The sequence below is a fragment of the Saccharothrix sp. ST-888 genome (assembly GCF_000955975.1).
Lineage (GTDB): Bacteria > Actinomycetota > Actinomycetes > Streptomycetales > Streptomycetaceae > Kitasatospora.
Map to the genome: position 1 here is coordinate 38,109 of NZ_JYJF01000050.1, position 9,072 is coordinate 47,180.

The window sequence follows — 9,072 nt, forward strand, 5'->3', positions numbered from 1 at the left end:
CGGCCCTTCTGACGGTTCACCCGGCGGGTCCCTTGGCCTGTTCCCCGGCCTGTCCCGGCAGACGGCGGACCCGGACGTCGAGCTGGTGCGGGCCCGCGAGCGGGATCCGGGCGAGCTCGGCGCGCAGGTGCCGCTGGATGAGCACCGGATCGGCCGCTCCGCTGACGGTGACCCGGGTCCGGGTACGGCGGACCCGGACCGCCACCTCGTCCACCTCGGCGAGGTCCCGGGTGCGATCGGCGATCAGCGCGGCCACCCCGGCCCGGTCGATCACCGCACCGGGCCGACGCAGCGACAGCCGGCGCCGCAGCCCGGGTGCGAGGGCGAGCCGGCAGAACCAGAGGCCGAGCAGGACGGCGATGCCCGCCCCGATCCGCACCGGGGTGTCGTCCAGGTGCCGCACGGCCAGCTGATGGGCGAGCTCGGCCCGCCAGGGCCTGGCCGGGTGCCCGGTGCGCACGGCGATCACGTCGTGGAGCAGCCCCCCGCCGATCACCAGGACGGCGACGGCGACCAGCCCGGCCCAGGCCGTCCTCGGCGATCTCGGCCGCCGCACCGGGCCGGGCGCCTCTGCATCCCGGGCCGGCGGCGCCGGGTTCTGCACCGTCACCGCTCGCCCTCCGCCGCGGCCGTCCCCGCAGCCTCCACCGGGACCAGCCGCTCGACCACCACCGCGACCTCCGCGACCCGGGCGCCCGTCAGCGCCGCCACCTGCTCGGCGACCTTCGCCCGGACCAGCAGGGCCAGCCCGGCGAGGTCCGCCGGGTAGGGAAGGTCCAGGCCGAGGGTGAGCCGCCTGGCCCGGCCGACCGCGGTCACCGAGACCCGCGGGGTCGTGGTCGCCCGCCCCGCCCGCCCGGCCCACGCGGCGGCCAGGGTGTCGCGGGCCGCGCGGGCGGCGATCCGGGCCAGCACCCGGTCGGCGATCCGCAGCGCGCCACGCTCGGCCGGGGCCTGTCGCCCGGCGACGGGCCCGGGCTGCGCCATCAGCGCCGCCGATCGCGGCCGCGCAACAGCTCACCCAGGTCGCTGAGTTCGATGTCGCCCTCCAGCAGCCGTCCGACCACGAAGCCCACCGCGCCCAGCACGGCGACCAGCAGGAAAGCGGCGAAACCCCCGAAGTAACCGGCGAAGCCCAGGGCCATGCCGACCACCAGGCCGATCAGGGCCAAATTCATCCGGCTGCTCCTCTTCTTCCGGTTCCGTCTGCTTCTTCAGGTTCCGTCTGCGCTGTCGCCCGCACTGCCGACGACGGCGTCTGCTACTGCAACCTGCGGCGCTGCCCGGCGGGTGCGGGCTCTTCCGCTTCCTCGTCCTCGTCCGGCTCGTCCGGCAGGTGCACGTCGTTGACCGCGATGTTGACCTCGACGACCTCGAGTCCGGTCATCCGCTCCACCGACGCGATGATGTTCTCCCGCACCTGCGTGGCCAGCTTGGGAATCACCACGCCGTACTCGACCACCAGCGCGATGTCGATGGCGGTCTGCTTCTCGCCGACCTCGGCCTTGATCCCGCGCCCGACGCTCGACTTGCCGCCCGGCACCCGGTCCCGCATCGCGCCGAAGGTCCGGGCCAGCCCCGAGCCGAGCGCATGGATGCCGGTGACCTCACGGGCGGCCATCCCGGCGATCTTCTCGACCACGGAGACCGCGATCACGGTACGGCCCCGGTCCGCGGAGTGGGGGGCGGTGGTGGCCGGGGCCGGTCTCGGGGTGGGGGTGGGGCGGTGGGGGTCGTTCTTCTGCAGGTCGGCGGGCGTCGGGGTGTCGGGCACGATGGCTCTCCTGTGTTCTGCCGTCCAGCTATATCGCAAATCAGCCCAACTCTGACATTCCGCCACGAAATCCGCGCGCCGGACCGACGGCCCGAAAGGCCGTGCCACAGACGGAAACAGCGAGCGGCCCGGCACGGGAGAAGCACTCCCGGGCCGGGCCGCTCACCGTGCCGCCGCGATCAGTCGCCGAGGCCGGCCAGGTCGCGCAGCCGACGGGCCTGCGCCACCCGTTCGGCCGAGCGCTGCTCCTCGAACGAGCGCCCGGCGGCGCCCTGCAGCAGGGCCTTGGTCTCGATCACCGCGCTGCGCGGGGCGGCCAGCAGCGCCGCGGCCAAGTCCCGTACGGCGTCGTCCAGCTCGGCCGCGGGGACGGCGAGGTTGGCCAGGCCGGTGGCGACGGCCTCCTCGGCGCCGACCCAGCGCCCGGTCGCGCAGATCTCCAACGCCCTTGCGTAGCCGACCAGTTCGGTCAGCGGCTTGGTCCCGGCGAGGTCCGGTACCAGACCGAGCGAGGTCTCCTTCATGGCGAACTGGACGTCCACGGCGACCACTCGCAGGTCGCAGCCGAGCGCGAGCTGGAAACCGGCCCCGACCGCGTGCCCCTGGACGGCGGCGATGCTGATCAGGTCCGGGCGGCGCCACCAGGTGAACGCCTCCTGGTAGCCGGCGATGGTCTCGTCCAGGTCCTTGTCCCCGGCGGCGGCCAGCTGGAGGAAGTTGCGCTCACCGGGGATGCCCTCCGGGGTGAACATCGCCCGGTCCAGGCCGGCCGAGAAGGACACGCCCTCGGCCCGGAGCAGCACCACCCGGACGGTGCCCGGCAGAGCGCGGCCGATCTCGGCGAGCGCCCGCCACATCGCGGGCGACTGGGCGTTCCGCCGCTTCCCGTTGCAGAGAGTCACCACGGCGGTCTCGCCGTCGAGCTCGAACCGGACTCCGGCCTCTTCCCACTGCTGCGGGTCGGGCTCGATGGCGGGGGCGGTCATGGCGATACCTCCAGCAGACGTACAACTGCATGAACATGCGGACGGACGACAGAGCTACTGGAGAGTAACAAATCAAAGCCCCCACCGGACAGAGTCATGTTCACACAACCGGGAAATAGCACGCCGGAAATGACGATCGGCGGTCCGGGTGGGCCGGCCGCCGAATCGTCTGAAGCTGTCGGATCTGATGCTGCGCACTCGCACGCCCTGCTGCCTCGGCGTGCTGTAGGGGGTGAGCGTGCGGCACCGGCTCACTCGGTGATGGAGCGTCAGGAACCCGCTGCCGCAGTAGCCTTGTTCTTACCGCGCGTCGCACCGCCACGGCCCCGGAGGATGACTCCGGATTCGCTCAACATGCGGTGCACGAAGCCGTAGGAGCGACCGGTCTCCTCCGCCAGGGCGCGAATGCTCGCCCCGGAGTCGTATTTCTTCTTAAGATCGGCCGCGAGCTTCTCACGCGCGGCACCGGTCACCCGGCTGCCCTTTTTCAGAGTCTCGGCCACCCGTGCCTCCTCGTAGCTGTGCTCGGTCAGATTCCCATGATCACCCATAGCCAGGCTCCTGGCCACCCATTCGACAAGGTCGATACCGGGAAAGCGCAGTCTGCCGGTGGTGCTCACAGCGCACAAGGGCGCTCACCCTGGGTGCACGCGCCCCCGTCGGATCCAGCCAGCGGAGACGAAAGAGCTGATCAGCAGCACCGGCCCGCCGCTTGAACAGCGACGGGCCGGTGGTGGCAAAGTTAAACGGAATCCCGGACTCTCTCATTCCCGAAGATGCCGAAGGATGAGAGTTTCTACGTCGGATTGCTGATTACGCGTCTACTCCGAGGTCAGGCCAGCGAGACCAGATCCGCATAGGCGGGGCTCCAGAGGTCCTCGACACCGTCCGGAAGCAGGATGATCCGCTCCGGCTGGAGCGCGTCGACCGCGCCCTCGTCGTGGGTGACCAGCACGACCGCGCCGGAGAAGGAGTGCAGCGCACCGAGGATCTCCTCGCGGCTGGCCGGGTCGAGGTTGTTGGTGGGCTCGTCCAGCAGCAGCACGTTGGCGCTGGAGACCACCAGCGAGGCCAGCGCGAGACGGGTCTTCTCGCCACCGGAGAGGACGCCGGCCGGCTTGTCCACGTCGTCGCCCGAGAACAGGAAGGAGCCGAGGATCTTGCGGATCTGCACCAGGTCGGTGTCCGGCGCGGCCGAGCGCATGTTCTCCAGCACCGTCCGGTCCGGGTCCAGGGTCTCGTGCTCCTGGGCGTAGTAGCCGATCTTCAGGCCGTGGCCGGGGATCACCTCGCCGGTGTCCGGCTTCTCGACGCCCGCCAGCATCCGCAGCAGGGTGGTCTTGCCGGCACCGTTGAGGCCCAGCACGACGACCCGCGAGCCGCGGTCGATCGCCAGGTCGACCCCGGTGAAGATCTCCAGCGAGCCGTAGGACTTGGAGAGGTCGCTGGCCGTCAGCGGGGTCTTGCCGCAGGGGGCCGGGTCCGGGAAGCGCAGCTTGGCGACCTTGTCGGAGACCCGGACCTGCTCCAGCCCGGCCAGCAGCTTCTCGGCGCGGCGGGCCATGTTCTGCGCGGCGACCGTCTTGGTCGCCTTGGCGCGCATCTTGTCGGCCTGCGAGTTGAGGGTGGCGGCCTTCTTCTCGGCGTTGGCGCGCTCGCGCTTGCGGCGCTTCTCGTCGTCCTCGCGCTGCTGCTGGTACTGCTTCCAGCCCATGTTGTAGATGTCGATCGCGGCGCGGTTGGCGTCCAGGTAGAAGACCTTGTTGACGACCGTCTCGACCAGGTCGACATCGTGCGAGATCACGATGAAGCCGCCCTTGTAGGTCTTCAGGAAGTCCCGCAGCCAGGCGATCGAGTCGGCGTCGAGGTGGTTGGTCGGCTCGTCCAGCAGCAGGATGTCGGCGTCCGAGAAGAGGATCCGGGCCAGCTCGACGCGGCGGCGCTGACCACCGGAGAGGGTGTGCAGCGGCTGGCCGAGGATGCGGTCCGGCAGGCCGAGGGCGGCCGCGATGGTGGCGGCCTCGGCCTCGGCGGCGTACCCGCCCTTGGTGAGGAACTCGGTCTCCAGGGTGGAGTACTTCTTCATCGCCTTGTCGCGGGTGGCGCCCTTGCCGTTGGCCATCCGCTCCTCGTTCTCGCGCATCTTCTTCAGCACGGTGTCGAGGCCGCGGGCGGAGAGGATCCGGTCGCGGGCGAGGACGTCGAGGTCGCCGGTGCGCGGGTCCTGCGGCAGGTAGCCGACCTCGCCGGAGTTGGTGACCGTGCCGGACGCCGGGAGGCCCTCGCCGGCCAGCACCTTGGTGAGCGTCGTCTTGCCCGCACCGTTGCGGCCGACCAGGCCGATCCGGTCACCGGGGGCGATCCGGAAGTTGGCGGACTCGATCAGGATGCGGGCGCCGGCACGGAGTTCGAGGGCGTTGGCGGAAATCATGGCTGGGAGAGACTCCTGGGACGTGGGCGGGCACCTGGGCCTGGACGCGACACAGGGCCGGAGCGTTTGGGACGGGACGACACGCGGAGGTCGGCACACCGCCCGGAGGGGCGCGCCGGCTGCCCGCTAATGCCCGGGGGAAACAGCCATACGGGTCAGTCTACCGGGCCCGCCGGGAAGCCCCGGCGGAATAGTGCCCCGCCGCCGAACCGGTCAGGGCTTGGAGCAGGTGCCCTCGGGCTTGACGGCCTCGAACGGGACCGCCGGGCTCCCGCAGACCGGCTCCAGGGCGCCCTGGACGGTGTCGAAGGTCCGGGTGCCGATGACCGGGCCGTCGTCGACGGCCGCCCGGTGGCCGTCCAGCCGGTGCAGCAGGACGTTCGGGCCGGCGTTCAGCAGCCAGTTGGGGGCGTCCAGCCGGAACCCGGTGATCAGGCCGGGCAGCGGGCGGCCCGCGCTGTTGCCGCCGGTGCAGCTGCGGGGCACCAGCACCGCGTTGTCGCTGTGCACGGTGCGCAGCGGGTCGTAGGAGCAGTCGGCCAGCGGGCGCGCGTTGAACCGCAGGTCGCCGTCGCGGTCCCGGAAGGCCATGGTCAGCGCGGGGGTCACCACGGCGACCCAGGGCTCGGGCTCGGTGACGGGCTGCAGGGCGGCGGCCGCGCGCTCCAGCTCGGTGTCACGGCGCTCGGTGTCGGTCCTGGTGTCGGCGCCGGGTTCGCCGTCCGCCCGCAGCCAGTCGGCGAGCCCGGGGACGGCCCGGTGCCAGCGGACCGCGTGGTCGCTGGGCCGTACCGAGGTGATCATGCCGTCGTCCCAGACCACCACGGCGCTCTCCCCGGCCATCGCCAGGTGCAGCGCGGTGGCGCCCTCCCGGCGGTAGGACCACAGGTGCTCGCCGGTGGCCTGGTCGTACGCCTCCAGACCGGGGCCGACCCTGAGTTCCAGGTTGCCGGTGGCCAGCGACTGGGCGCTCACCGGGCTGGCGTCGGCGACACCGGGCTCGTCCACCCGGTCCCCGAACGGCACCGGCTTGTTGGCATGCGCAGCGGCCCCGGCTCCGAGCACCAGCAGGACCGCCAGGCCAGGGAGTACCGATCGGGGGCTGAGGGAACGCACCGGCTTCCAGGACACGGCCGGAGCGTACCCCCCGTACGCGCGTCCGTCAGCTGAACTCGCCCCGGCAGCCGAAGGGGTGGCAGCGCCCGTCCCGGCCCCGACTCACCGCCCCGACCTGCGGTTCTCGACGGGCAGCCGGGCAGGGCGGCCGTTATCGTGCGACTGCGACGGCTGGACGGACTGTTACAGAGGTGAGACAGGATGCAGTTCGACGATCAGGCGGACCTGGACACCTCGCAGGTGCAGGACCGGCGCGGGATGTCCGGCGGGAAGGTCGCCGTCGGCGGCGGCGTGGTCGGACTGATCGGGCTGCTGCTCGCGCTCCTCCTCGGCGTCGACCCGAACACGCTGGGGCTCTCCGGCGGCGGTGGCGGCAGCGCGGGGCCGACCACCGCGAGCGAGGTCCAGACCACCTGCAAGACCGGCGCGGACGCCAACCAGCGGCAGGACTGCCGGATCGTCGGCGTGGTCAACAGCGTGCAGAACTACTGGGCCGGCGAGTTCAACCGTCGCGGTGTGAACTACTCGCCCGCCCAGACCGTGCTCTTCACCGGCCGGGTCTCCACCGCCTGCGGCCCGGCCACCTCGGCTGTCGGCCCGTTCTACTGCCCCGCCGACCAGACCGCCTACTTCGACCTCGGGTTCTTCAACGAGCTGCACACCCGGTTCGGCGCCAGGGGCGGCCCGTTCGCCGAGGCGTACGTGGTGGCGCACGAGTACGGGCACCACATCCAGAACCTCACCGGGACGATGGACCGGGTCGGCCGGGACCGGCAGGGTGCCAACTCCGCCTCGGTGAAGCTGGAGCTCCAGGCCGACTGCTACGCGGGCGTCTGGGCCTACAACGCGACCCGGACCCCGCAGGCGAGCACCGGACGGCCACTGATCACCAGCCTCACCGACGCCGATATCGCCCAGGGCCTCGACGCGGCGGCGGCGGTCGGTGACGACCGGATCCAGCAGCAGGCCACCGGCCGGGTCAATCCCGAGACCTGGACCCACGGCTCCGCCGCCCAGCGCCAGCAGTGGTTCAACACCGGCTACCGGACCGGCGACATGGCCCAGTGCAACACCTTTGGCTGAACTGGCATCCGACTGGTCACGATGATCCGCACGGCCTGCCACTTTTGAGTGACGTGCGGCTTTTCCGGCCGGTTGCGGCCCTAACGTCGTGATTCCGGGCTCCCGCACGTCCTGCGTCCGGCCCGGCCCACTCCGGCACCGCTGCTCCGGCACCGCCCCCGAGGAGAAGACATGCGACTCGGCCGCCTCACCCTGGCTGCCTCCGCACTGCTGTTGGTGACCACCGTGAGCGTCCCCTCCGACACTCCGGTGAGCCAGACCGAACGGCATGCCGCCCTCTCCTCGGACGCCGTCCAGCCGCGCGGCGCCGCGCCCCGGCCCAACGTCCACCGGGCCAGGCACGAGGTGCCGTTCGGGGCGTTCGTCGGCTCCTGGGACAACTACATCCCGGAGATCGCCAAGATGGCGCGCTGGCTGAACGGCGCCAACATGCAGGTCGGCCACACCTACCTGGCCGGGAACAGCTGGAAGGACATCGAGGGCGAACCGGTGGTCCTCGGCCTCTGGTCGCAGTGGCGGCTGGCCGACCCCGGGCGCAAGCTCGTCCTCGGCGTACCGATGCTGGCGCGCAACGAGGACCACGTGCCGGACAGCGAGGTGGTCCGGCTGCTGGCCCGGGGGAACCGGGGTGAGTTCGACCAGCACTTCCTCCGGCTGGCCAGGCGGCTGGTGGCGCTCGGCGGCGGCGACACCGTCCTGACCCTCGGCTGGGAGATGAACGGCATCACCTACACCCACCGCTGCAAGCCCGACCCCACCGCGTGGAAGGCGTACTGGCGGCGGATCGTCACGGTGATGCGCTCGGTGCCCGGCCAGCACTTCACGTTCGACTTCGCCCCGACCCGCGGTCTGGACGCCGTCCCGTGGACCCACTGCTACCCCGGCGACGACGTGGTCGACATCGTCGGCATGGACAGCTACGACCAGCCGGCCGGTGCCACCTTCGACGACTACGTCTCCGAGCCGTACGGGCTCCAGGACCAGGTCGAGTTCGCCGCCAAGCGCGGGAAGCAGGTCTCGTACCCGGAGTGGGGGCTGTTCCGCAACGGCGACAACCCCGAGTTCGTCCGGCGCATGGTGGAGTGGATGCGCACCCACGACACCGCCTACCAGACCGTCACCGACTACTGCCCGCACGGCTTCTGGGAATGCGGCCGCAACCCGCACTCCAGCGCGCTCTTCAAGCAGCTGATGTCCGGTTCCAATGGGGCGGGCGCCGCGGTCGGTGACGGGAGCGCGGGCACGGCCACCCAACCGCCGTCGGCGACGCCGAGCACCGGGCCCAGCGCGGAGCCGAGCACCCGGCCGAGCCCGAAGCCCAGCGGACGGCCCACCGGGCAGCCGGGCGGCTGGCCCACCGCGTGGCCGCCCGGGTGGCCCACCGGCGGCTACGGGCCGGGCGACTTCTACGGTCCGACGGGCGGCCGCGAGCCGGACGGGAGCTGGCTGGGCCCCTGGCTCAACGGGCTGCTCGGCGGCGCCTTCGGGTCGTCAGCTCCGCCGGCGGGCCACTAGCGCCTCCTTCAGCCGGGGAAGCCGGGTGCTCAGTAGCTGTACGAGCACCCGGTGGACCGTCACCCGGGCGGCGCGGGCGGCGGCGAACGGCGCGAGGCGGCCCGGCCCCAGCACCAGCCGCTGGTTGAACAGCTGGTCCGGTCGCCAGCGCTGCTTGTACGGCTCCT

Annotated in this window: 11 protein-coding genes; 2 read left to right on the forward strand and 9 right to left on the reverse strand. The window is 71.9% G+C overall.

Annotated elements, in window-relative coordinates:
• Positions 1-16: 16 nt before the first annotated feature.
• The 8 genes from UK12_RS17570 to UK12_RS17605 form a co-directional block, all read right to left on the reverse strand.
• Positions 17-610: a DUF6286 domain-containing protein gene (locus UK12_RS17570; RefSeq protein ID WP_045303953.1), complete on the reverse strand. Its 594-nt coding sequence runs from the start codon at positions 608-610 to the stop codon at positions 17-19.
• A complete protein-coding gene (locus tag UK12_RS17575) occupies positions 607-987 on the reverse strand; it encodes a hypothetical protein (protein WP_045303954.1) in 381 nt (126 codons plus the stop codon). The genes UK12_RS17570 and UK12_RS17575 overlap by 4 nt, the downstream gene beginning before the upstream one ends.
• Positions 987-1,178: a hypothetical protein gene (locus tag UK12_RS17580; RefSeq protein WP_045303955.1), complete on the reverse strand. Its 192-nt coding sequence runs from the start codon at positions 1,176-1,178 to the stop codon at positions 987-989. Before UK12_RS17580 ends, UK12_RS17575 begins: the two co-directional genes overlap by 1 nt.
• Positions 1,179-1,261: 83 nt before the next feature.
• A complete protein-coding gene (locus UK12_RS17585; protein WP_063838277.1) occupies positions 1,262-1,774 on the reverse strand; it encodes an Asp23/Gls24 family envelope stress response protein in 513 nt (170 codons plus the stop codon).
• A 179-nt stretch (positions 1,775-1,953) separates the two neighbouring features.
• On the reverse strand, positions 1,954-2,760 hold the full coding sequence (locus tag UK12_RS17590; RefSeq protein WP_045303957.1) for an enoyl-CoA hydratase/isomerase family protein: 807 nt from the start codon (positions 2,758-2,760) through the stop codon (positions 1,954-1,956).
• 269 nt (positions 2,761-3,029) lie between these two features.
• A complete protein-coding gene (locus UK12_RS17595; RefSeq protein WP_442973812.1) occupies positions 3,030-3,251 on the reverse strand; it encodes a helix-turn-helix domain-containing protein in 222 nt (73 codons plus the stop codon).
• 341 nt (positions 3,252-3,592) lie between these two features.
• Positions 3,593-5,191, reverse strand: a complete 1,599-nt coding sequence (locus tag UK12_RS17600; RefSeq protein ID WP_045303958.1) for an ABC-F family ATP-binding cassette domain-containing protein — start codon at positions 5,189-5,191, stop codon at positions 3,593-3,595.
• Between the two features lie 213 nt (positions 5,192-5,404).
• The gene (locus UK12_RS17605) at positions 5,405-6,322 is read right to left on the reverse strand and encodes a hypothetical protein (RefSeq protein WP_045303959.1); all 918 of its coding nucleotides are present in this window, start codon (positions 6,320-6,322) and stop codon (positions 5,405-5,407) included.
• A gap of 186 nt (positions 6,323-6,508) precedes the next feature.
• Here UK12_RS17605 and ypfJ point away from each other — a divergent pair, with 186 nt between their 5' ends.
• Both ypfJ and UK12_RS17615 read left to right on the forward strand, forming a co-directional pair.
• Positions 6,509-7,390 carry a KPN_02809 family neutral zinc metallopeptidase gene (ypfJ, locus tag UK12_RS17610; protein WP_045303960.1) on the forward strand — a complete coding sequence of 294 codons (882 nt, stop codon included), beginning with the start codon at positions 6,509-6,511 and terminating at the stop codon, positions 7,388-7,390.
• 171 nt (positions 7,391-7,561) lie between these two features.
• Positions 7,562-8,905, forward strand: a complete 1,344-nt coding sequence (locus UK12_RS17615; RefSeq protein ID WP_197084947.1) for a glycosyl hydrolase — start codon at positions 7,562-7,564, stop codon at positions 8,903-8,905.
• Here the strand turns inward: UK12_RS17615 and UK12_RS41370 are convergent.
• Positions 8,882-9,072: hypothetical protein (locus UK12_RS41370; protein WP_045303961.1), on the reverse strand; the 191-nt coding region annotated here is incomplete at its 5' end. The two genes, UK12_RS17615 and UK12_RS41370, sit on opposite strands and share 24 nt — an antisense overlap.

Excerpts from the sequence above, each read along its gene's own strand:
- ypfJ (WP_045303960.1), top strand. The coding sequence starts at position 6,509 with ATGCAGTTCGACGATCAGGCGGACCTGGACACCTCGCAGGTGCAGGAC.
- UK12_RS17590 (WP_045303957.1), bottom strand. The coding sequence starts at position 2,760 with ATGACCGCCCCCGCCATCGAGCCCGACCCGCAGCAGTGGGAAGAGGCC.
- UK12_RS17600 (WP_045303958.1), bottom strand. The coding sequence starts at position 5,191 with ATGATTTCCGCCAACGCCCTCGAACTCCGTGCCGGCGCCCGCATCCTG.
- UK12_RS17575 (WP_045303954.1), bottom strand. The coding sequence starts at position 987 with ATGGCGCAGCCCGGGCCCGTCGCCGGGCGACAGGCCCCGGCCGAGCGT.
- UK12_RS17615 (WP_197084947.1), top strand. The coding sequence starts at position 7,562 with ATGCGACTCGGCCGCCTCACCCTGGCTGCCTCCGCACTGCTGTTGGTG.
- UK12_RS17580 (WP_045303955.1), bottom strand. The coding sequence starts at position 1,178 with ATGAATTTGGCCCTGATCGGCCTGGTGGTCGGCATGGCCCTGGGCTTC.